Source organism: Thauera sedimentorum (assembly GCF_014489115.1).
Taxonomy (GTDB): Bacteria; Pseudomonadota; Gammaproteobacteria; order Burkholderiales; family Rhodocyclaceae; genus Pseudothauera; species Pseudothauera sedimentorum.
On record NZ_JACTAH010000002.1, the window covers coordinates 1,078,451 to 1,098,490 of the forward strand.

Below are 20,040 nucleotides of genomic sequence, written 5' to 3' on the forward strand. Positions count from 1 at the left end.
GCAGGCTCAGAACGCCGGCGGCGTGGCGCCGTTGCGATTGCGCAGCACGGCGCGCACCGAATCGACCAGCCCCGGGCGGATGTCGTTGGGCAGCACCAGCAGGCGCACCAGGTACTCGGCGACGAACATCGCCACGGTGAGCGCCGGGGTGAGCAGGGTGACCAGCAGCGACCAGGCGGCCATCTGCCCGAGGAAGAACAGCAACAGCGAACTGGCGCACATGGCGCTGAAGAACAGCGTCCACGCCAGCGTGGCGCCACGGGTGTAGCGCGCCAGCGCGGGCGGCAGCGGGTCTTCGTGGGTCAGCCGCGCCATGCGGGTGATCAGCGGTTCCGCGCCGGCCGCCAGGGTGCGCGCGAAACCGAGCGCAAGCAGCGAGAATGCGCCGACGTGCTGGATCAGGTAGATCCATTCGAAGCGGCTGCGGATCTGCGGCCACTGCCACCACACGAGGGCGGCGACCGCGAGCCACAGCGCCACCGCCGGCGCCCGGCTGCGCGAGCGCAGGGCCATGACCAGGGCGATCGCCATGTAGGGCACCACGGCCACCAGCGCGCCGAAGGAGCTCGGTTCGTCAGGGGCGGTGGTGAGCCAGGCGAGGACCAGCCAGGCGAGGACCGCGGCGCCGATCAGCAGGCTGCGTGCGCCGCGCCGACCGATGTGCATTACTGGGTCCGGTTGGCGGCGATGTGGTCGCAGAGGCTGCGCAGCGAGGAAAAGATGCGCAGGTTGTCCTCGTTGTCGGCGCGCAGCGAGAAGCCGTAGCGCTTGGAGACCACCAGCGCGACTTCGAGAATGTCGATCGAATCCAGCCCCAGACCTTCGCCGTAGAGCGGCGCATCGGTTTCGATCTCGTCGGCACTCGTTTCCAGGTTCAGGGCGGCAACGATCAGTTCCGCCACTTCGCGGTGCAGCGCGGCGTCGGCGGACGCGGGACTTGCTTGGGTCATCTTCTTGCGGGAGCCAAGGGTTGCTGGAATGTTCGCCACGGCGGGCGGAGCGGGCGGAGCCGTCCGTTGCCGTCCGCGGCACGCAAGGCGAATTTTCGCCTGTTTACGCCGTTCAGGGTAGGAAAAGTTCATCGTCCGCCCTGTGGCGGATGGGGCGATGGAGGCGCCATCCTCTATACTTCGCGGCGATCGAGCCCGCGGCACGGCCACGAGCCGCGAGCAAGCCGGGCGCGCTGCGCCGTGGCATGACCGGATGTAACAGTGGGATAATGGCGCCATGAACGCACCAAAACCAGTTTCCCCGCGTGCCCGCATGCAGGCGCTGCAGGCCATTCCCGACAGCCAGCGCACCGATGCCGAGTGGGACGAGTTGAACGAACTCGAGATCATGTTCGCCCCGGGCAACCGTATCGGCACGCCCGATCGCAGCGGTCCGGCAGTCGATCGCAACGGTGGCGGAGGCGGCCAGTCGCGCCGCAAGGGCGGTGGTGGCCAGCGCCCCCAAGGCGGCGGCAACGCCGCCCAGCCGGGCAGCGCGCCGCAGGGCGGCGAGCAGGGTGCGGGCGCCAAGAAGCCGGCGCGCAAGTTCCGCAAGAAGCCGCGCAGCAAGGACAAGGCGCCCGCCGCCTGATGTCGCTGCCGCGTCCGCCGGTGTAGGCTTGCGGCATGACTGCTCCCGACGTCCCTAACGCCCCAGGCGGTGCCCCTCGACCCGAGCTTTCCACGCCGGTGGAAGGTGGTTCCCGCCTGGCCCTGCGGCGGCTGGCCATCGACACCTACCGCGAGAACGTGGCCTACCTGCATCGCGAGTGCCCGGTCTATCGCGCCGAAGGCTTCCAGGCCTTGTCGAAGGTGGAGGTCCGCGCCAACGGCAAGCGCATCCTCGCCACCCTCAACGTGGTGGACGACGAGGCCATCGTCGGCAACTGCGAGCTGGGGTTGTCGGAAGACGCCTTTGCCCAGCTCGGGGTGGACAACGGCCATCCGGCCAGCGTCTCGCAGGCGGAGCCGGCGGCCTCGATTCCCGCGCTGCACCGCAAGATCGCCGGCGAACGCCTGGAGCGGGAGGATTTTCGCGCCATCGTGCGCGACATCGCCGAGCATCGCTATTCCAAGATCGAACTGACCGCCTTCGTGGTGGCCACCAACCAGGGCGAACTCGACCGCGAGGAGGTGTACTTCCTCACTGACGCGATGGTCGACTCCGGGCGGCGGCTGGACTGGGGCGAGCGGCCGGTGGTGGACAAGCACTGCATTGGCGGCATTCCCGGCAACCGTACGTCGATGCTGGTGGTGCCCATCGTCGCCGCGCACGGCATGCTGTGCCCCAAGACCTCGTCGCGGGCGATCACCTCGCCGGCCGGTACTGCGGACACCATGGAAGTGCTGGCGCAGGTCGAACTGCCCGAGGCGGCGCTGGCCGACATCGTGCGCGCCCATCGCGGCTGCCTGGCCTGGGGCGGCACCGCCGGGCTGTCGCCGGCCGACGACGTGTTGATCTCGGTGGAGCGGCCGCTGTCGATCGACTCGCCCGGGCAGATGGTGGCCTCCATCCTGTCCAAGAAGATCGCCGCCGGCTCCACCCACCTGGTGCTCGACATCCCGGTGGGCCCTACCGCCAAGGTGCGCGCCATGCCCGAGGCGCAGCGCCTGCGCAAGCTGTTCGAGTTCGTCGCCGCGCGCATGAACCTGGCGCTCGACGTGGTGATCACCGACGGCCGCCAGCCGGTGGGCAACGGCATCGGCCCGGTGCTGGAGGCGCGCGACGTGATGCGCGTGCTGGAGAACCACCCCGCGGCGCCCAACGATCTGCGGCAGAAGGCCTTGCGGCTGGCGGGGCGGATGCTGGAGTTCGACCCGGACGTGCGCGGCGGCGACGGGTTTGCCATCGCCCGTGACATCCTCGATTCGGGGCGCGCGCTGGCCAAGATGAACGCGCTGATCCGTGCGCAGGGCGCGCGCGCCTTCGACCCCGACCATCTCAAGCTCGGCCGGCTCAGTTTCGAAGTGGCCGCGCCGGCGGGCGGCGTGGTCACTGCCATCGACAACCTGCAGCTGGCGCGCATCGCCCGCCTGGCCGGTGCGCCCAAGGTGGCGTGCGCCGGTGTCGACCTGTTCCGCAAGCTGGGCGACCCGGTGGTCCAGGGCGAGCCGCTCTACCGCGTCCATGCCGAGTACGCGGCCGACCTCGAGTTCGCCCGCCAGGCCTGCGCCCAGGCGATCGGCTACGCGATAGGCGGCGAAGCCGAGGTGCCGCACGTTTTCGTGGAGTTCTGAGGAGGGGCGATGACGGCCTTGCTGCTGCACTTCGACGACGAGGCCGCGCTGGCCGGGCGCATCGCCGCCGCAGCCGGTCTGCGCTGCGTGAAGATCGAGCGCCACCGCTTCCCCGATGGCGAATTGCGCTTGCGGCTGCCGCCCGAACTGCCGGCGGAGGTGGTGCTGCTGCGCGGCCTGCAACAGCCCAGCGAGAAGCTGACGGAAGTGTTGCTCGCAGCCGGCGCGGCGCGCGCGCAGGGCGTGGCGCGCCTCACCCTGGTGGCGCCTTATCTCGCCTACATGCGCCAGGACAAGGCCTTCGCCCCGGGCGAGGCGGTGAGCCAGCGCATCGTGGGCGATTTCCTCGCCTCCCTGTTCGACGCCCTGGTCACCGTGGACCCGCACCTGCATCGGGTTGCCACGCTTGCCGCAGCGGTGCCGGTGGTCGACGCGCGCACCGTTTTCGGCGCGCCCTTGCTGGCGGCACTAGTGGCCGAACGCCGGCCTGGCGCCCTGCTGCTGGGGCCGGATGCCGAATCCGCGCAGTGGGTTGCCGCGGCCGCCGCGGCGCAGGGTTTCGAGCATGCGGTGTGCGCCAAACTGCGGCACGGCGACCGCGAGGTGGACATCCGCCTGCCTGACGTGGCGGTGCGCGGGCGCGCGGTGGTGCTGCTCGACGACGTGGCCAGTTCCGGCCGCACCCTGGCGCGTGCCGCCGAGCTGCTGCGTGCGGCCGGCGCGGCTTCGGTGGACGTGGCGGTCACCCATGCGCTGTTCGCCGGCGACGCGCTGGCCACGATCCGGGCGGCCGGCGTGGGCGAGGTGTGGAGCACCGACTGCATCGCCCATCCGAGCAATGCAGTGTCGGTGGCGCCGGCCATCGCCGCCGCCTTGCGCGCCATGGAGCAGCCGTCATGAGCGTGCGCTGCGGCTGGGTGAGCGAGGATCCGCTCTATCGCGCCTATCACGACGAGGAGTGGGGCGTGCCGGTGCGCGACGAGCATCGCCTGTTCGAGTACCTGCTGCTCGAGGGCGCCCAGGCCGGGCTGTCGTGGTTCACCGTGCTGAAGAAGCGCGCGCACTACCGCGAGGTGTTCGAAGGCTTCGATCCCGAGCGCGTGGCGCGTTTCGACGAGGCTCGCAAGGCCGCGCTGCTGGCCGATCCGGGCATCATCCGCAACCGCGCGAAGGTGGACGCCGCGGTGATCAACGCGCGCGCCTGGCTGGCGATGCGCGAGGAAGGCATCGATCCGGTGGACTGGCTGTGGGCCTTCGTCGGCGGGCAGCCGGTGGTGAACAGCCCGCGCACGCTCGCGGACGTGCCCGCCAGCACGCCGGTCTCGGACGCCATGAGCAAGGCTTTGCGCGCGCGCGGCTTCAAGTTCGTCGGTTCGACGATCTGCTATGCCTTCATGCAGGCGGTCGGCATGGTCGATGACCACACGGTGGACTGCTTTCGCCATGGTCGCGCCGTTGCAGGCGATGACGTGCTTATCCACAGATGTTAGGATTGCCGCCCGAGGGGTTGCGCAGCGCTCTTGCACCGCTGGCAACCTGGGAGAATCCATGATCCGCGAAGTCCATACCGCAGTGCCCAGTGAGCCGGGCGGCCGTGCCGCGCCCGTCGGCAGGGCCGTGCTTGGCGCACGGTGCCGGTGGCGCTTGGCGTGGACCGGAGCACGCACGTGCGCCAGTCGCTGAGGACGGTCGTCTTTGCCGACCTGACCGGCAGTACCGGCCTCTTCGAGTCGGTCGGCAACGTCATGGCCACCCACATGGTCACCGGGGCGATGCAGTGCGTGGGCGGCCACCTTTCGCGGGCCGGCGGGCGCATCGTCAAGTATCTTGGCGACGGCGTGATGGTGCTGTTCGACGACGTCGATGCCGCGGTGGATGTGTGCGTCGCCTTGCCGGCGGTACTGCGCGACCTGGCCGAAGGCGGGCCGCTGCCGGCGCTGGTGGCGGTCAAGGTGGGTATCGACTACGGCAGCGTGGTGGACCATGACGGCGATTGCTACGGCGACGCGGTGAACGTCGCCGCGCGGCTGTCGGACCTTGCGCAGGCCAACGAGATCCTGCTCTCCGATTCGGTGTTCCAGCGCCTGCGCGACGAGCAGCGTGCGGGCTGCCACAGCCTCGACCGCATTGCCATCAAGGGCAAGGTGGAGCCGGTGCGGGTGTGGCGGGTCGACTGGGGACGTACCGCCGAGACCACGCTGATCTTTCCGATAGGGGTGGGCGAGGTCGACGAGGAACTGCCGCGCGAACAGCGCCTGGAGCTGAACTGGCTGGACCAGCAGCGCATGCTGGGCGCCGCCGAGGGGCCGCTGGTGATCGGCCGCGGCGAGGAGGCGGGCTTCATCGTCAACGACCCGCGGGTGTCGCGCCGGCATGCGCGCATCGAATGGTCGGGCGGGCAGTGCATGCTCACCGACTTCAGCAGCAACGGCACCTGGGTGCGCCTGGCCGGCGCTGCGCAGGCGCTCATGCTGCGACGTGACGGCATCATGCTGCATGGCGAAGGCGAGATCGCCCTGGGCGCGCCGCCGGACGACTTCACCGTTCCCACCTTGAGCTTCCGCGTCGTCGACTAGGCGTTTCCGCCCTTCGCGGTGGACGGCATTCATGCGCCGTCGCACAATTGCGCACCGCATTCGAACGATGCCGGCCGGGTGAGGCACCAGAAGTGCACAATCCGCCGGATACCCCCGACCATGAAAGCTCTGCTGGCCTTGCTGTGCCTCCTCCCCGCCGCGCTGTCGGCGGCGGAATGGACCTCCCGTCCGTTTGCCGAGATTGCCGTCCATCCCGAGTTCCGCGCGCCGGCAGAGGTGGTGGCGGTCAATGAGGCGAACATTGCCGCCGAGGTTTCCGGGCGTATCGACTACCTGCCCGCCCGCGTGGGCGAGCGGGTGGGCAAGGGGGGCGAGCTTGCGCGCATCGATCCGGCCTCCTACCGCGTGGAACTGGATCGGGCCCGCGCCCAGGTGGAGCTGCTGGCAAACCGGGTGAAGCTGGCCGAGGCCCAGCTTGCGCAGACCGAGGCGCTGGCCGCGCGCGGTTTCATCAGCAGCGACGGGCTGCGGGTCAAGCGCACCGAGCTGGCGGTGCTGCAGAGCGAACTGGCGGCCACCCGCCAGGGCCTGGAGGCCGCGCGCCTGCAGTTGTCGCGCACGGTCATCCGTGCGCCCTACGCCGGGGTGGTGCGCGAACGTCTCGCCAGCGTCGGCGATCTGGCCGCGCCGGGCACGCCCCTGCTGGTGTTCGCCGCCGACGACGGGGTGGAGGTGCGCGCCCGCGTGCCGGCTGCCCACATCGACTCGATGCGTGCGGCCGGCGCCTGGCGCCTGGTGGCCGGGTCGCGCGAGCTGCCGCTGAAACTGCTGCGCGTCTCGCCGCTGGTGTCCGCCGCCGGGCAGGTGCAGGTGGCGGTGTTCGCCGCCCGCGACGGCGTGCCGCCCGGCCTGGCCGGGGAACTGCGCTGGGTCAGTCCGCAGCCCTACCTGCCGGCTTCGTGGGTGCTGCAGCGCGACGGCGCTTCCGGCGTGTGGCTGGTGCGCGACGGCCGCCCGGTGTTCGAGCCGCTGCCGCAGGCCGAAGCCGGGCGCCCGGTTGCGGTCAAGCTTGCGCCTGAGACGCTGCTGGTCGATGAGGGGCGCCACGGCCTGGATCTGCCTGCCACCGGAGCGTCGCGGTGAGCCGCTGGTACGAGCGGCTGATCACCAATCACCCGCTCGCCAACATTGCCTTCGTGCTGGTGATCGTCGGCGGCATCGTCAGCTACCTGACCATGCCGCGCGCGCAGGACCCGGAGATCAACTTCAACTGGGTCAGCATCCTGACCACGCTGCCGGGTGCTTCCGCGGAGGATGTGGAGCGCGAGCTCACCGCGCCGCTGGAAGATGCGCTCGCCAAGGTGAAGGACATCAAGTTCGTGTCCTCGTCCAGCCGCGAGGGCGTGTCGTCCATCCTGGTGCGCTTCGAGGAGATCTCCGAGCAACTCTTCGACAAGCGCATCAACGACCTGCGCCGCGAGATCCAGAACAAGGCGGCGGCCGAGCTGCCCTTCGACGCCACCGACCCGGAAGTGATCGAGGTCACTTCCTCCAACGGCTTCCCCTCGGCCATCCTCGCGGTGTACGCGCCCGGCGGCGGCGAGGCACTGCGCCGCGCCGCATTCGGCCTGAAGAAGGACATCGAACAGATCGCCGGGGTGGACCAGGTGCTGGCGCTGGGCCTGGACGAACCCGAGCTGCATGTCGACTTCGACCCCGAGCGGGTGGCCGCCGCCGGCCTGTCGCCGATCCAGGTCGCCGACGGCGTGGCCGGCTGGTTCCGCAACACGCTGGGCGGCCGGGTGCAGGTGGCCGACCGCGAGTGGCTGGTGCGCCTGGAAGGCAAGACCACCGATCCGCAGGTGCTCGCCCAGGCCGCCATCGTCACGCCTGAAGGCAGGGTGGCGCTCGACGAGCTCGGGCGGGTGGCGCGCGGCCACGAGCGCACCACGCAGACGGTGGCCTACAACGGCATGCCGGCGATCATGCTGTCGGTGACCAAGCAGCCGGACGCCAATACGCTGGAACTGGTCGGCCGCCTGGCCGATTTCGCCGCCGAGCGAAATCCGCTGCTGCGCGGCCAGGGCGTGCAGCTGACCGTGCTTGACGACCAGACCTACCAGACCCGCAGCGCGATCGCGGTGATGGAGTCCAACGCGCTGATCGGCCTGCTGGCGGTGCTCGGCATGTGCTGGCTGTTCCTCGGCACCCGCATGGCGGTGCTGGTGGCGCTCGGCATCCCGTTCTCGCTGGCCGGCGCCTTCCTGGTGGTCGATGGCATCGGCTCCACGCTCAACCTCACCGTGCTGCTCGGCGTGGTGATCGTGCTCGGCATGGTGGTGGACGACGCGGTGGTGGTGGTTGAGGCCATCTACTACCGCCTGCAGCGCGGCGAGCCGCCGCTGGAAGCGGTAGTGGGCGGGGTGGCCGAGGTCGGCGCGCCGGTGCTCTCCTCGGTGCTGACCACCATGGCCGCCTTTCTGCCGTTGATGTTGCTGCCGGGCATCCTCGGCAAGTTCATGTTCGTGGTGCCCTTCGTGGTCACCGTGGCGCTGGCCATCAGCCTGTTCGAGGCCTTCTGGATCCTGCCTGCGCACGTGCTGGCGATCCGCCCCGACTACCGGCGCGCACCCAGCCGCGCCCAGTTGATGCGCGAGCGCTTCACTCATAGGGTGCGGGTGCGTTACTCCCGCATGTTGATCGCGGTCATGCGCTATCCGCGGCTGGCGCTGGCGATGGTGGTGATGACCTTCGTCGGTGCGTTGGGCGCTATCGGCGCCGAGGTGGTGCGCACGCAGTTCTTCGCGTTCGACTCGCTCCGCCTGTTCTACATTCACGTCGACATGCCCGCAGGGGTGACCCTGGCGCGTACGCTGGAAGAAACCGAGCGCGCCGCGCAGGTGGTGCGCGAGCAGGTGGGTCCGGACGAGCTGCGCTCGGTGTCGTCCTCGGCCGGGTTCAAGTTCACCGATACCGAACCGCTGTATGGCGACCAGTACGGCCAGGTGCTCGTCTCGCTCGAACCGCGCCGCGGCGACATGGCCGACACCGCGGAGATCATCGAACGCCTGCGCCCGCACATCCTGGCGCTCGGCGGCGAGGGCAAGCCGGCTTTCCTCGAACTCAAGGGTGGTCCGCCGACGGCCAAGCCGATCAGCATCAAGCTCAAGGCCGACGACTACACCGAACTGCGTGCCGCGGCCGATGCACTGCTCGCCGAGGTGGCGCGCATCCCCGGTACCCGCGACATCACCGACGACGACGTGGCCGGGCGCAGCGAGCTGCGCCTGGTGCCCAACCGCGAGAAGCTCGCGCGCGCAGGCATCTCGGCCGGCGAGGTGGCCCGCCTGCTGCGCCTCTACGGCGAGGGCGAGGTGGTCGGCGTGACCCGCGACCAGGGCGAGAAGATGGAAGTGGTGGTGCGCGCGCGCCCCGAAGCGATGGTCGACGTCACCGAGCTGCTGCAGCGCCCGGTGCCGCTGGCCGACGGGCGCAGCGTGCAGCTGGGCGAGCTGGTCGATGCCGAAACCCGCGTCTCCAAGGGTTACATCCGCCACTACCAGTTCAAGCGCGCGATCACCGTGGAGGCCGAACTCGACCGCGAAACCATCGACACGCTGGAGGCCAACAACCGCCTCAAGGCCGCCTGGGCCGGGCGGCAGGCCGCCTACCCCAACGTGGCGCTGGATTTCTCCGGCGAGCTCGACGACATCCAGGAGAGCCTGGATTCGATGGCCCGCCTGTTCGCCTTCGGCGTCGGGCTGATCTACCTGATCCTCGCCACCCAGTTCCGCAGCTACTTCCAGCCGCTGCTGATCCTCACCACCGTGCCGCTGGCCTTCACCGGCGTGGTGCTCGGCCTGCTGGTGTCGGGCAATCCGCTGTCGCTGTACACCCTGTACGGGGTGATCGCACTCACCGGCATCGCGGTGAACTCGGCCATCGTGCTGATCGATGCGGCCAACGAGCGCCTCGCCGCGGGCATGAGCGTGCAGCACGCGGCGATCTACGCCGCGCGCCGGCGCGTGGTGCCCATACTGATCACCTCGATCACCACCATCGGCGGGCTGTTCTCGCTGGCGGTGGGCCTGGGCGGCAAGTCGCTGATGTGGGGGCCGGTGGCCGCCAGCATCGTCTGGGGGCTGGGCTTCTCCACCGTGCTGACCCTGTTCGCCATCCCGCTGATCTACCGCCTGGCGATGGGCCGGCGGCGCGCCACCGCGGCGGCCTGAACGGCGGGCGGCATGGACCCGCGCCTGCTTGCCGATGCGCTGCTGGTGCTGCATCTGGCCTTCATCGTCTTTGTCGTGCTGGGAGGCCTGCTGGCGCTGCGCTGGCCGCGCGCGGCGTGGATGCACCTGCCGGCCGCGGCCTGGGGGGCGGCGGTGGAACTGGGCGGCTTCATCTGCCCGCTCACCCCGCTGGAGGATCACTACCGGCGCCTGGCCGGGCAGGCGGGCATCGAGGGCGGGTTCATCGAGCACTACCTGTGGCCGCTGATCTACCCGGCCGGCCTCACCCGCGAGTTGCAGGTCGGGCTCGGGCTGTTCGTATTGGCGTTGAACGTGGCGATCTACCTGTGGGCCTGGCGCCGCCGCCGCGCCGACGTGGCCGACAGCCCCCCGACCCGGCTGTAGGAGCGGCCTTGGCCGCGATCCGTCTGTCGGCGAAACCTCCGCAGCAATCGCGGCCAAGGCCGCTCCTACCTACGGTCCGGGCATCGCCGAGGGAACCGGCCGGCGCCCGGACAATCCGAGTAGAATCACGCCCTTACCCCGCAGCAGGCCCTCCCCGTGTCCCCCGATAGCTCCACCCCTGCGCCGATCTTCGCCGGCGCGCGCGCGCCGCAGCAGGCTGCGCCCTTCCTGCCGATGTCGCGTGCCGAAATGGCCGCGCTGGGCTGGGATGCCTGCGACGTCATTCTGGTCACCGGCGACGCCTACATCGACCACCCCAGCTTCGGCATGGCCCTGGTCGGCCGCCTGCTGGAGGCGCACGGCCTGCGCGTCGGCATCATCAGCCAGCCCGACTGGACCAGCGCCGAGCCTTTCCGCGCGCTCGGTCGCCCGCGCCTGTTCTTCGGCATCACCGCGGGCAACATGGACTCGCTGGTGAACCGCTATACCTCGGACCGCAAGATCCGCTCCGAGGACGCCTACACACCCGACGCCGCGGCCGGCCGGCGGCCCGACCGCGCGGTCACGGTGTACGCGCAGCGCGCGCGCGAGGCCTTCCCGGACGCCACGGTGGTGATCGGCAGCATCGAGGCCTCGCTGCGCCGCATCGCGCACTACGACTACTGGTCGGACAAGGTGCGCCGCTCGGTGCTGGCCGATTCCAAGGCCGACCTGCTGCTGTTCGGCAACGCCGAGCGCGCGCTGGTGGCCCTCGCCCAGCGCCTGGCGGCCGGCGAAGCGATCGGCGAGATCCGCGACCTGCGCGGCACCGCCTTCATGGTGCGCGCCGACTGGTTGCCCGGCGATGCGTGGCAGGAGATCGACTCGCTGGCGCTCGACCGCCCGGGTCGTGTCGATCCGCATCCCGACCCTTACGCCATGGAGCCCGCCGCGGCGGCCCCGGCTACGGCGGACGGCGCCCAGCCGGTGCGCATCGTCAGCCGCAGCGCAAGGCTGTCCGAGCGCCGCGCGCAGCGCGCCCATACCGTGGTGCGCCTGCCGTCGTATGAAGAAGTGAGCGCCGACCCGGTGCTCTACGCCCACGCCTCGCGCGTCTTCCACCTGGAGTCCAACCCGGGCAACGCGCGCGCGCTGCGCCAGGCGCACGGCGAAGGGGCGGGGCGGCGCGACGTGTGGATCAACCCGCCGCCGGTGCCGCTGAGCACCCCGGAGATGGACTTCGTCTACGGTCTGCCCTACGCCCGAGCGCCTCACCCGTCCTACGGCGGGGCGCGCATCCCGGCCTGGGACATGATCAAGTTCTCGATCAACATCATGCGCGGCTGCTTCGGCGGCTGTACCTTCTGCTCGATCACCGAGCACGAGGGGCGCATCATCCAGAGCCGCTCGGAAGCCTCCATCCTGCGCGAGATAGAGGACATCCGCGACAAGATGCCGGATTTTCGCGGCCACATCACCGATCTGGGCGGTCCCACCGCCAACATGTACCGCATGGCCTGCAAGGACCCGCAGATCGAGTCCTCCTGCCGCCGGCTGTCCTGCGTCTACCCGGGCATCTGCGAAAACCTCGGCACCGACCATGCCCCGCTGATCTCGCTCTACCGCAAGGCGCGCGCGATTCCCGGCGTGAAGCGGGTCACCGTGGGCTCGGGGCTGCGCTACGACCTCGCGGTGCGCTCGCCCGAGTACGTCAAGGAGCTGGTCACCCATCATGTGAGCGGCCTGCTCAAGATCGCCCCGGAGCACACCGAATCCGGCCCGCTCTCCAAGATGATGAAGCCGGGCATCGGCACCTACGAGAAATTCCGCGAACTCTTCGACAAGTACTCGAAAGAGGCGGGCAAAAAGCAGCATCTGGTGCCCTACTTCATCGCTGCCCACCCCGGCACCACCGACGAGGACATGGTCAATCTCGCCCTGTGGCTGAAGAAGAACGGCTTCCGCCCCGACCAGGTGCAGACCTTCCTGCCCACGCCGATGGCGCTCGCCACCACCATGTACCACAGCCGCCGCAACCCGCTGAAGAAGGTCTCGGCGGATTCGGAAAACGTGGAGACCGCGCGCGCCGGCCGTTCGCGCAAGCTGCACAAGGCCCTGCTGCGCTGGCACGACCCGGAGAACTGGCCGCTGATCCGCGAAGCCCTGCAGGCCATGGGCCGGCGCGACCTGATCGGCAACCGGCCGGACCAGCTGGTGCCCTGGCAGCAGCCGGTGGCGCAGGCAGGCCAGGCGGGAGCACGCGCACCGGGCGGCCGACGGACGGCGCCCGGCAAGCCGGCCGGCGGCAAGGCCGGGAGATCCTGCGCGGCTTCGAAAGGGGCCGCTGCGCGCCGGCGCGCCTGAGGCGGCTGGCCGGTCCGGTTACGGCGCGATTCCGGCGTGACGGGCCGGGTTCAGCCTTCCCCGTAGGTGTCGAAGCGGTACAGCCAGCGCGTGGCTTCGGTTGCGTCCAGGCTGCCGCCGGCTTCGCTGAGGAATGGCTCAGGGCCACTGAGCAGCAGCGGGCGCAGCAGCCGGGCGGCGAGTCCGGGCAGCAGCGGCGGCGGACCGTCGGCCGGGTAGGCGTCGAGCTGGCCCAGGCGAATCCACAGCGCGACCTGTCCGGCCGTATCGCCCCCGCTTGCGTAGGGGATGGTGTCGATGGCGATCTCGGGGTGGGCGAGCGCCGCGGCCACTTCCTGCGGCCTGCGGTCGAGGCGGGCCAGCCAGTGTGGCGAGAGCAGGAAGCACCAGGTCGGCGGGCGCAGGCCGCTGCCGAGGCCGACCGGGCGGATGCTGCCGTCGCTCTGCCGCAGACCGTGTTCGGCCATCCTGGCGGGGTGGTCGATGTCCATCCCCAGCAAGCGCGTGGCGCAGACCCGTTCCAGCATCCGGTGCCAGCGCGGCAATGGCAGGGCAAAACCGCCGTTGCCGATCTCGAAGCCGCTGTAGCACTGTACGGGTTGCAGACGGGCGATGGCTTCGCGCACGAAGCCGTGCCAGGTTTCGCGGTTGCGCAGGTACCAGTGCTGACGGAAGGTCAGCTTCAGGTAGCTGTAGCGGGTGGGGTCGCGATCGACGTGCAGGGCGATGGCCCAGCGCGCGCTGTCGCAGCCGAGCGCCTTGTCGGTGGCCTCGAGCAGGTAGCCCCTGCCCTGGCGGATGGCCCGGCGGGCGGCGGTGTCCACCCGGGCGGGCAGTCGACCGCCGCGGCAGGTACGCCAGCCGCGCCCGTCGTCTTCGCGCACCAGCCGGAAGGAGGGGGGTGCGAGTGCCGCGAATGCCCGGCACAGCGCGACCATGTCCTGCGCAAGCGGCGTGGCGCGCTCCGCCGCATGGCGCATGTAGAAGGTGATGTAGGGGCACAGGCCGGCGGCGCCTTCATCGTCGCCCATGACGTAGAGCAGGTCGTCGGCCTGGGTTTCGCGGACGAAGTCTTCGAGCTCCTCGGGGTGGATCGTGTGCTCGCGGTCGCTCATCTCCTGGATTTCCCCGGTTACTGTCGGCAGCCCCGCGGACGGGATGCCCTGCAATGTAACGCAGGCTTCAGGAGCAATGCCAATGGAATTGAATCGGGCGTGCCGCTCGCGCCCGCGACCGCAACACGGCGCTGCGGCCGATACGGCGGTCGATATGCTCAGTCGGTGCTCAGTCGGCGATCAGCGCGGAGAACTCGCGGTGCAGCAACTCCGCGTCTCCGAGGTTGAGCTCCAGCAGGCGCCGCAGGTGGGTGATGCTGTCGAGGTCGATCTCGCGGCACACCAGGCCGACGCGAGCATCCTCGCGGTGGGCGATGTCGCCCTCCATGCGCACCACGGCAGCGCCATCGTCCAGCGTCAGTTCGAGCAGGCAGCGTTCGCCGGTGTGCAGGTCGAGCGGACCGTGCAGTTGCAGCAGCGCGCCTTTGAGGGACAGATCGAGGACCTGGCAGGACGCCTCCCGGTCGTCGATCGACAGGCGTGCGTCGCCGTGGAAGCCGACGCGGGAAAACTGGCGGTGTTCGGGGGTGTGCATGCCGCTGACCTCGCTTGCGCAGTCCTTCGGCGCGGGGTTCGCGCCGCGCTCATTGTGGTCCTCATCGGGCGTTGCGGACAAGGGTCTGGGACCGGTTCCGGCCGCGGCGCGAATCCGATGGGCGGCGCGCGTGCAAAAATCCGCAACATTTTTGCGGTTTCTCTTGGACCATTATTGGTCTAGCCGCACAATGCGCCGCTGTACCTCGACCTGTGAAATCGACGACGTGGCAGAAGCGCACAGCCTGACCGAAATGGAGAGTGCGACCCCCGGCTCAGCGGAGGTCGCCGTCGCCGTTGCCAGGCCTGATGCCCTGCTCGAATGCCTGATTCTGGTCACCCGGGCGCACGGCGGCACTCTGACCCGCGAGACTGCGCTGGCCGGCCTGCCGGTGGATGCGGCCGGGCTGACGCCGTCCCTGTTCGAGCGTGCGGCGCAGCGCGCCGGCATGACCAGCAAGGTGGTGGCCTGCCCGCTGGAAGGGCTCAACGACGCGCTCGCCCCCACCATCCTGCTGCTCGGCGACGACCGTGCCTGCGTACTCGCCGGCTGGGATGACACGCGCAGCGTGGCCCGCGTGGTGTTTCCCGAACTGGGCGAAGCAGCGGTGGACATGCCGGTGGCCGAGCTCGCCGCCCGCTACTCGGGGCGGGCCATCTACCTGCGGCCGCGCTTCCGCTTCGACGCGCGCAGCCCGATGGTGCGCCCGGCGCGCGCGCAGCACTGGTTCTGGGGTGTGATCGCCGAGAACCGCGCGCTCTACCGCGACGTGCTGATCGCTGCCCTGCTGATCAACCTGTTCGCGCTGGCCATGCCGCTGTTCGTCATGAACGTGTACGACCGCGTGGTGCCCAATAACGCGATCGAGACGCTCTGGGTGCTGGCCGCCGGCGTGCTGGTGGTCTTGGTGGGCGACCTGGTGCTGCGCACCATGCGCGGGCACTTCGTCGATCTCGCGGGCGGACGCATCGACGTGAAGCTCTCCGCGCGCATCATGGAGCGCGTGCTCGGGCTGCGGCTCGAAGAGCGCCCCGCATCGGCCGGCTCCTTCGCCGCCAACCTGCGCGCCTTCGAATCGGTGCGCGACTTCATCAGCTCGGCCACCGTCATCGCCTTCATCGACGTGCCCTTCGCCGCGCTGTTCCTGCTGGTGATCGGCTGGATCGCCTGGCCGCTGGCGCTGCCCTTCGTGGTCGGCGTCGCGCTGCTGCTGCTCTACGCGATGGCGGTGCAGGGCAAGATGCACGAACTCACCGAAACCACCTATCGCGCCGGCGCGCAGCGCAATGCCACGCTGATCGAAGGGCTGGTGGGCATCGAGGCGATCAAGGCGCTGGGCGCCGAGGCACCGGTGCAGCGCAAGTGGGAGCGCAGCGCGGCGCTGCTGGCGCGGGTCGGCGCGCAGCTGCGCCTGCTGTCGGCCTCGGCCACCAACGGCGCGATGTGGGTGCAGCAGGCGGTGAGCGTGGCGATGATCGTCCTGGGCGTGTACCTGATCGGCGAAGGGGAGCTCACCATGGGCGGGCTGATCGCCTGCTACATGCTGTCCTCGCGGGCGATGGCGCCGATCGGCCAGGTCGCCGGGCTGCTGGTGCAGTACCACAACGCGGCCACCGCGCTGGCCTCGCTCGATACCCTGATGGCGCAGGAGGTCGAGCGCCCCGAGGAGTCGAATTTCGTCAGCCGGCCCAGCCTGCGCGGCGCCATCGAGTTCCGCGACGTGAGCTTCCATTACCCCGGACAGGAGACGCTGGCCCTGCGCAACGTCTCCTTGCGCATCCAGCCCGGCGAGCGGGTGGCCATCCTGGGCCGGGTGGGTTCGGGCAAGACCACGCTGGAGAAGCTGATCCTCGGCCTGTACCGTCCAACCGGCGGCGCGGTGCTGGTGGACGGCGTGGATGTGCGCCAGCTCGATCCGGCCGAACTGCGGCGCAACGTCGGCTACGTGGCGCAGGACGTCACCCTGTTCTACGGCACGCTGCGCGAGAACATCGCCCTGTCCGCCCCGCTGGCCGACGATGCCGCGGTGCTGCGCGCAGCCGAGACCGCCGGCATCCTGGAGTTCGTCAACAACCACCCGCAGGGCTTCGACATGCTGGTGGGCGAGCGCGGCGAGTCGCTCTCGGGCGGACAGCGCCAGGGCGTGGCAATTGCCCGCGCGCTGATCAACGACCCGCCGGTGCTGCTGCTCGACGAGCCGACCTCGTCGATGGACCACTCGTCGGAAGAGGACATCAAGCGCCGCCTGGGCGAATACGCCCGCGGGCGTACGATGATCGTCGTCACCCACCGTACCTCGCTGCTCGACCTGATCGATCGCATCATCGTCATCGACGCCGGCCGCGTGGTGGCCGACGGTCCCAAGGCGCAGGTGGTCGAGGCGCTGCGCCAGGGGCGCATCGGGAGGGCCGGCTGATGACGCAGGCTTCCGCCCAGCGCCGCCTGTTCGACGCGGTCGGACGCGCCAGCAACCGCCTGTCCGGTACGGCCCGTCCGCTGATCGACCGCCTGTTCTCCCGCATCCTGCCGCCGGCGCAGTCCGACAGTCTCGACTGGGCGGGCGACGCCGATTGGGCGCGCCTGCAGCAGGAGCCGCTGCGTGCTCGCGCGCTGCTGCGCGTTGCCCTGTTGGTCTTCGTGCTGCTGGTGCTCTGGGCGGCCGTGGCCGAGGTCGACGAGGTCACCCGCGGCGAAGGCAAGGTCATCCCGTCCACGCAACTGCAGGTGGTGCAGACGGTGGACGGCGGCGTGGTCGAAGAGATGCTGGTGCGCGAAGGCCAGGTGGTCGATGCCGGCGACCTGCTGCTGCGCGTCGATCCCACCCGTTTCGTCTCTTCCCTGCTCGAGAACCGCGCCCAGTACCTGGCGCTGCAGGCCAAGGCTGCCCGGCTGGAGGCGCTGACCGGCGGCACCGAGCTCGTCTTCCCGGATGAAGTGCTGCGCGATGCGCCGGAGATTGCCGCGCACGAACAGCGACTCTACCTCTCCAGCCGCCAGGGCATGGACGCACAGCTGTCGATCGCGCGCGACCAACTCGCCCAGCGCCAGCAGGAACTCAATGAAGCGCGCTCGCGCCGCGAGCAGGCCGGCCGCGCTTTCGAGCTGGTCAGCCAGGAACTCGAGGTGACCCGCCCGCTGATCGATTCCGGCGCGGTGTCCGAGGTCGAACTGCTGCGTCTGGAGCGCGACGTCGCCCGCCTGCGCGGCGAACGCGACCAGGCCGGTTCGCAGATCTCCCGGGTGCAGGCCGCCATTGCCGAGGCCACGGCCAAGATCCAGGAGGTGGAGCTCAACGTGCGCAACCAGTTGCGCAACGAGCTCTCCGACACCCTGGGCAAGCTCGCCAGTCTCTCCGAAGGCAGCCGTGCCCTGGCCGACCGCGTCAAGCACGCCGAAGTGCGTGCGCCGGTGCGCGGCACGGTGTCGCGCCTGCTGGTCAACACCGTCGGGGCCGTGGTGCAGCCGGGCAAGGAGGTGGTCGAGATCGTGCCGCTGGACGACGCGCTGATCCTGGAGGCCAAGGTGCTGCCCAAGGACATCGCCTTCCTGCGCCCCGCCCAGGAGGCCGTGGTCAAGTTCACCGCCTACGACTTCGCCATCTATGGCGGCCTGGAGGCCGAGGTGGAGCAGATCAGCGCGGACACCGTGACCGACGATGAGGGCAACGCCTTCTACGTGGTCCGCGTGCGCACCCGCGAGGCCAGCCTGGGCGAGGGCCTGCCGATCATCCCCGGCATGGTCGCCCAGGTGGACATCCTCACCGGCAAGAAGACCATCCTGTCCTACCTGCTCAAGCCCGTGCTGCGGGCCAGGGCCAATGCGTTGACCGAAAGATGACCAGACACGTATTCATCGCTGCCGGCGACAGCACGATGGCGCGCTGGCGCGACGCTTTCCCGGACGCCGTGTGCTGCACGCCGGAGGCCGCGCACACGGCTGTGCCGCCGGCCGACATCGTCTGGCTGTCGGCCTCCCTGCCGGACTGGGAGGCCAGGCTGGCACGCCTCACCGGCGCCCCGGCGACCCCCTCGGTGGTGGTGCTCTCGCCGCAGCCGACCCAGGACGAGGCCTTGCTCGCGCTCGACTGCGGCGCGCAGGGCTACTGCCACGCCTACGCCGCGCCGCTGCTGCTGCGCGAGATTGCCGTGGTGGTCAGCCACGGCGGGCTGTGGATCGGCCCCGAGCTCATGGGACGGGTCATCGGCGCCTTCCGCAAGTCGCTGCCGGCCGAGCCGGCGCAGGCCGCCGCCGATGTGCTGATCCGGCTCTCCCCGCGCGAGCAGGAAGTGGCCCGCGCCGTGGCCGCAGGGCACAGCAACAAGGAAATCGCCCGTCTGCTCGGCATCACCGAGCGCACCGTCAAGGCCCATCTCGGCACCGTATTCGAGAAGCTGGGCGTGCGCGACCGCCTGCAGCTCGCCCTGCGCGTCAGCGCCTGAGGCGCGGCGTTCCGCTCGCCGGAGCGGCCCGCGGGGGCGTGATTTTTCTCACACCCTGTCCATCGGTCCAATTTTTCCGCCGCCGCCGGGCGGATAGGCTCCCTGCTGTCATCGAATATGTCCGCCGGGTGCCTCCGCGTCCCGGCCGCCCGAATCAACCAGGAGATCCCACATGGCCAACCAGCCCGTCGCAACCGTCGTCGCCGTCACCGGCAATGCCTTCGCCCGAGATTCCGAGGGCAACCTCCGCCCGCTGAAGGCCGGCGACGTCCTGCACGAAGGCGAGATCGTCGTCACCTCGGCCGGCGGCCGGGTCGAGCTGGCCAGCCTGGAAGGCGCCCTGATCGGCATCGACGAGAACCAGACCGTCGCCGTTTCCGCGGAGATGTCCGAGGAAACCCGTCCCGCAGCGGCCGATGCGGCCCTGGCCGACGGCACCATCCAGCAGATCCTCCAGGCCCTCGACCAGGGCGCCAACCTCGACGACCTGCTCGAAGCCCCCGCGGCCGGTCTGGCCGGCGGTGGCGGCGGCGAAGGCAGCAACTTCGTGCGCCTGCTGCGGATCAGCGAGGGTGTGGATTCGCTGGAGTTCGAGTTCGGAGGGAGTGAGACGAATGAAGTGCCGTTGGCCCAGTCTACGCTGGCCGAAGCCGCACTGATTGCAGATAGCCAGACCGAACCGGAACCGGCGCCTCAGCCCGAGCCGGAACCGCAGCCCGAGCCGGAACCCGAGCCCGAGCCGGAACCAGAGCCTCAGCCCGAGCCTTCGCTCGAAGCGGCCGACGACGCACTGACCACCGCGGAAGACACCGCGCTGACCATTGCCCCGTCGGTGCTGCTGGCCAACGACACGGATCCGGAAGGCGACACGCTGACGATCCAGAGCGTGCAGGACGCGGTCAACGGCACGGTCTCGCTGGTCGGTGGCCAGGTGGTGTTCACCCCGGCGGCGGACTTCACCGGCAACGCGAGCTTCACCTACACGGTGAGCGACGGCAATGGCGGCACGGACACCGCGACGGTGCGCGTGCGGGTGACCCCGGTCAATGACGCCCCGGACGCCGGCGACGACAACGCCACCGAAGCGGCCGACGACGCACTGACCACCGCGGAAGACACCGCGCTGACCATTGCCCCGTCGGTGCTGCTGGCCAACGACACGGATCCGGAAGGCGACACGCTGACGATCCAGAGCGTGCAGGACGCG

General features: G+C 70.1%; 17 protein-coding genes. 13 read left to right on the forward strand and 4 right to left on the reverse strand.

Annotated features, from left to right (window positions below; translation table 11 throughout):
* Window positions 1-6 precede the first annotated feature (6 nt).
* Both IAI53_RS14890 and IAI53_RS14895 read right to left on the reverse strand, forming a co-directional pair.
* Window positions 7-666, reverse strand: coding sequence for a COG4648 family protein (locus tag IAI53_RS14890; protein WP_187718952.1), 660 nt, complete (start codon window positions 664-666; stop codon window positions 7-9).
* Window positions 666-950, reverse strand: coding sequence for a phosphopantetheine-binding protein (locus IAI53_RS14895; RefSeq protein WP_187718953.1), 285 nt, complete (start codon window positions 948-950; stop codon window positions 666-668). Before IAI53_RS14895 ends, IAI53_RS14890 begins: the two co-directional genes overlap by 1 nt.
* Window positions 951-1,227: 277 nt before the next feature.
* On the opposite strand from IAI53_RS14895, the gene IAI53_RS14900 reads away from it, so the two are divergent.
* The 9 genes from IAI53_RS14900 to IAI53_RS14940 all read left to right on the forward strand — a co-directional run bounded on the left by IAI53_RS14900 (window position 1,228) and on the right by IAI53_RS14940 (window position 12,744).
* Window positions 1,228-1,581 carry a hypothetical protein gene (locus IAI53_RS14900; RefSeq protein WP_187718954.1) on the forward strand — a complete coding sequence of 118 codons (354 nt, stop codon included), beginning with the start codon at window positions 1,228-1,230 and terminating at the stop codon, window positions 1,579-1,581.
* Window positions 1,582-1,616: 35 nt separating this feature from the next.
* Window positions 1,617-3,227 (forward strand): thymidine phosphorylase family protein, encoded by a 1,611-nt coding sequence (locus IAI53_RS14905; protein WP_187718955.1) that lies wholly within the window; start codon window positions 1,617-1,619, stop codon window positions 3,225-3,227.
* Between the two features lie 9 nt (window positions 3,228-3,236).
* Complete coding sequence (locus IAI53_RS14910; RefSeq protein WP_187718956.1) at window positions 3,237-4,127, forward strand: ribose-phosphate diphosphokinase; 891 nt, start codon at window positions 3,237-3,239, stop codon at window positions 4,125-4,127.
* Window positions 4,124-4,717 carry a DNA-3-methyladenine glycosylase I gene (locus tag IAI53_RS14915; protein ID WP_187718957.1) on the forward strand — a complete coding sequence of 198 codons (594 nt, stop codon included), beginning with the start codon at window positions 4,124-4,126 and terminating at the stop codon, window positions 4,715-4,717. Before IAI53_RS14910 ends, IAI53_RS14915 begins: the two co-directional genes overlap by 4 nt.
* Window positions 4,718-4,894: 177 nt before the next feature.
* A complete protein-coding gene (locus IAI53_RS14920; RefSeq protein ID WP_187718958.1) occupies window positions 4,895-5,803 on the forward strand; it encodes an adenylate/guanylate cyclase domain-containing protein in 909 nt (302 codons plus the stop codon).
* Between the two features lie 120 nt (window positions 5,804-5,923).
* Window positions 5,924-6,907, forward strand: a complete 984-nt coding sequence (locus IAI53_RS14925) for an efflux RND transporter periplasmic adaptor subunit (RefSeq protein WP_187718959.1) — start codon at window positions 5,924-5,926, stop codon at window positions 6,905-6,907.
* The gene (locus tag IAI53_RS14930; protein ID WP_187718960.1) at window positions 6,904-9,996 is read left to right on the forward strand and encodes an efflux RND transporter permease subunit; all 3,093 of its coding nucleotides are present in this window, start codon (window positions 6,904-6,906) and stop codon (window positions 9,994-9,996) included. Before IAI53_RS14925 ends, IAI53_RS14930 begins: the two co-directional genes overlap by 4 nt.
* Before the next feature lie 12 nt (window positions 9,997-10,008).
* Window positions 10,009-10,401 (forward strand): DUF2784 domain-containing protein, encoded by a 393-nt coding sequence (locus tag IAI53_RS14935; RefSeq protein ID WP_187718961.1) that lies wholly within the window; start codon window positions 10,009-10,011, stop codon window positions 10,399-10,401.
* 234 nt (window positions 10,402-10,635) lie between these two features.
* Complete coding sequence (locus tag IAI53_RS14940; protein ID WP_187719463.1) at window positions 10,636-12,744, forward strand: YgiQ family radical SAM protein; 2,109 nt, start codon at window positions 10,636-10,638, stop codon at window positions 12,742-12,744.
* A 50-nt stretch (window positions 12,745-12,794) separates the two neighbouring features.
* Here IAI53_RS14940 and IAI53_RS14945 read toward each other — a convergent pair whose 3' ends face one another.
* Together IAI53_RS14945 and IAI53_RS14950 are read right to left on the reverse strand one after the other, a co-directional pair.
* Window positions 12,795-13,859, reverse strand: a complete 1,065-nt coding sequence (locus IAI53_RS14945) for a hypothetical protein (protein ID WP_187718962.1) — start codon at window positions 13,857-13,859, stop codon at window positions 12,795-12,797.
* 169 nt (window positions 13,860-14,028) lie between these two features.
* A complete protein-coding gene (locus IAI53_RS14950) occupies window positions 14,029-14,394 on the reverse strand; it encodes a PilZ domain-containing protein (protein WP_187718963.1) in 366 nt (121 codons plus the stop codon).
* Window positions 14,395-14,647: 253 nt separating this feature from the next.
* Here IAI53_RS14950 and IAI53_RS14955 point away from each other — a divergent pair, with 253 nt between their 5' ends.
* The 4 genes from IAI53_RS14955 to IAI53_RS14970 all read left to right on the forward strand — a co-directional run.
* Window positions 14,648-16,810 carry a type I secretion system permease/ATPase gene (locus IAI53_RS14955; RefSeq protein WP_187719464.1) on the forward strand — a complete coding sequence of 721 codons (2,163 nt, stop codon included), beginning with the start codon at window positions 14,648-14,650 and terminating at the stop codon, window positions 16,808-16,810.
* On the forward strand, window positions 16,810-18,231 hold the full coding sequence (locus tag IAI53_RS14960; RefSeq protein ID WP_187718964.1) for an HlyD family type I secretion periplasmic adaptor subunit: 1,422 nt from the start codon (window positions 16,810-16,812) through the stop codon (window positions 18,229-18,231). The genes IAI53_RS14955 and IAI53_RS14960 overlap by 1 nt, the downstream gene beginning before the upstream one ends.
* Entirely contained in the window at window positions 18,228-18,833 is a 606-nt protein-coding gene (locus IAI53_RS14965) for a response regulator transcription factor (protein WP_187718965.1), read from the forward strand. The genes IAI53_RS14960 and IAI53_RS14965 overlap by 4 nt, the downstream gene beginning before the upstream one ends.
* Window positions 18,834-19,005: 172 nt before the next feature.
* On the forward strand, window positions 19,006-20,040 hold a 1,035-nt coding region (locus IAI53_RS14970), incomplete at its 3' end, for a retention module-containing protein (protein ID WP_187718966.1).

Bases quoted from the DNA above. Each gene is read 5' to 3' on its own strand.
- IAI53_RS14890 (WP_187718952.1), bottom strand. From the start codon at position 666: ATGCACATCGGTCGGCGCGGCGCACGCAGCCTGCTGATCGGCGCCGCG.
- IAI53_RS14895 (WP_187718953.1), bottom strand. From the start codon at position 950: ATGACCCAAGCAAGTCCCGCGTCCGCCGACGCCGCGCTGCACCGCGAA.
- IAI53_RS14900 (WP_187718954.1), top strand. From the start codon at position 1,228: ATGAACGCACCAAAACCAGTTTCCCCGCGTGCCCGCATGCAGGCGCTG.
- IAI53_RS14905 (WP_187718955.1), top strand. From the start codon at position 1,617: ATGACTGCTCCCGACGTCCCTAACGCCCCAGGCGGTGCCCCTCGACCC.
- IAI53_RS14910 (WP_187718956.1), top strand. From the start codon at position 3,237: ATGACGGCCTTGCTGCTGCACTTCGACGACGAGGCCGCGCTGGCCGGG.
- IAI53_RS14915 (WP_187718957.1), top strand. From the start codon at position 4,124: ATGAGCGTGCGCTGCGGCTGGGTGAGCGAGGATCCGCTCTATCGCGCC.
- IAI53_RS14925 (WP_187718959.1), top strand. From the start codon at position 5,924: ATGAAAGCTCTGCTGGCCTTGCTGTGCCTCCTCCCCGCCGCGCTGTCG.
- IAI53_RS14935 (WP_187718961.1), top strand. From the start codon at position 10,009: ATGGACCCGCGCCTGCTTGCCGATGCGCTGCTGGTGCTGCATCTGGCC.
- IAI53_RS14940 (WP_187719463.1), top strand. From the start codon at position 10,636: ATGTCGCGTGCCGAAATGGCCGCGCTGGGCTGGGATGCCTGCGACGTC.
- IAI53_RS14945 (WP_187718962.1), bottom strand. From the start codon at position 13,859: ATGAGCGACCGCGAGCACACGATCCACCCCGAGGAGCTCGAAGACTTC.
- IAI53_RS14950 (WP_187718963.1), bottom strand. From the start codon at position 14,394: ATGCACACCCCCGAACACCGCCAGTTTTCCCGCGTCGGCTTCCACGGC.
- IAI53_RS14955 (WP_187719464.1), top strand. From the start codon at position 14,648: ATGGAGAGTGCGACCCCCGGCTCAGCGGAGGTCGCCGTCGCCGTTGCC.
- IAI53_RS14960 (WP_187718964.1), top strand. From the start codon at position 16,810: ATGACGCAGGCTTCCGCCCAGCGCCGCCTGTTCGACGCGGTCGGACGC.
- IAI53_RS14965 (WP_187718965.1), top strand. From the start codon at position 18,228: ATGACCAGACACGTATTCATCGCTGCCGGCGACAGCACGATGGCGCGC.